The sequence below is a fragment of the Mesotoga sp. B105.6.4 genome (genome assembly GCF_002896535.1).
Lineage (GTDB): Bacteria > Thermotogota > Thermotogae > Petrotogales > Kosmotogaceae > Mesotoga.
This window is the reverse complement of record NZ_JWIM01000109.1, coordinates 1-1,590: the sequence shown is the minus strand read 5'-3', so window position 1 is coordinate 1,590 and position 1,590 is coordinate 1. Positions and strand designations below refer to the sequence as shown.

At 43.7% G+C, this 1,590-nt stretch carries 1 protein-coding gene; it reads right to left on the bottom strand.

The annotated features are described in order from the left end of the window. Window positions 1-304: 304 nt before the first annotated feature. A complete protein-coding gene (locus RJ60_RS14865; protein ID WP_103135269.1) occupies window positions 305-1,438 on the bottom strand; it encodes an MFS transporter in 1,134 nt (377 codons plus the stop codon). Window positions 1,439-1,590 lie beyond the last annotated feature (152 nt).

The window sequence follows — 1,590 nt, the reverse complement described above, 5'->3', positions numbered from 1 at the left end:
ACAGAAGAACCAGTACAAGAAGCTTTTTCATAAGATCCCTCCCTTTTCGAAAATTGAAAACGGCAGAATATCCATAAACAGTATATCATCGCCAAAAACTTATACGAAGTCTCCTGAGAAGTCAAGAGAGACAGATTTTGCTGCGTAGCTGTCACGTAATTTCTTTTCCTCACTGTTGCTAAGAGAAGATGAACAATCGATCTCTGTATTGCTCCGAATTTCCTATGACTAATCTCTTTGTCACTATCATTAGCTTTAGCGTTGAGTCATGTCTCACATGCAAGAAATCACTTCTCAGATACTCTCACCCGACGTAGGAGGTTGAGAACTTTCTAAGCAGGAGATGAACTGCTGTCATAACGAGTGCAGCAATTACTCCAACAGCTCCAAAGAGCCTGAATGCAAACGAAACGGACCAGATGTCGATTATGACACCACCACCAATCGATCCCACAATGAATGTTAGGCCTGACCGCACAACCCAGAAGATACTCTCTGCCCTAACAAGGTGTTTTCCCGATAGCTGGTAGTGTATGAAGTGGAAGAGCGAGTAGTACATGAGAATGTACGTCAATCCATGCATGAGCTCAACTATGTAGAGTGTCATTGCGCTTCTCACAAAGGATACAAGTATCATTCTCACTCCAATTACCGCCATTCCCAGAAGAAGAATCTTCATAGCTCCTATCTTCATTATGATTCTGTCAGCAAACAACAAGAAGGGGATTTCCGAAAGTGCGGTTATCGCAAAGACAATTCCAACAACGGACGGGGCCATTCCGTTTTGCCTTGTGAAGACGGCGATAAATGAATTGTGAAAAGAATTAAGAGTAATCCCGAAAAACATGCCAACTGTCATAATTGAGAACTGAAGAAGAGAACCCTTGCCAACAGCGCTTCTATACGGAGCCGGGTCTACCAGCTTAACTCTTCTCTTTATCATCAACGGTGAAACCACCAGGGCAAGAGCAGAAGCCGCAAACAACCAGAAGAAGCTCTCTCCGACCAGAGAGCTCAAGACCAAAGAGGTTGCGGCAAAACCGAGTGTACCAAAGAGCCTGACTCTATCAAAATGGCCGCCTGTGTTCTTGAGAATGGACATTATTATCGAGTCACCGAGCGGGACCACCGCAGAAAAGAAAAGCGAGAGAATTATCATGAACAATAGCGTTGTCAGAAAATCATTGACAATGAAGATAGGCCATATCAGAGCAGCCGAAGATAAAGATACGATATAATATATCTTGTTCTGTCCAAGCCTTGAACCGAGCTTGAACCACAGAGGACTTGAGACCAAAGAAACGATCGGCAGCACCGCCATCAAAACTCCTATCTCAGTCGATGAATAACCCGAGATGTCGAAGTACTGACTAAGCAGGTTTTTTGTGGCCAGACTAGAATAGATAAGAGCTTCGAAAAACAAGATTTTTGGACTCACGATACTCCCCTTGACGCAACTGTGGAGATTATACAACTTGCGGCTAAAAAACGCCGAATGGAGTGAGATTATGAGATTGATTTCCAGAGCACTGAAAGTCGTGTTATTGATAATGGCATCATCGGCATTCGCTTCGGGAGAGTTCGATATTC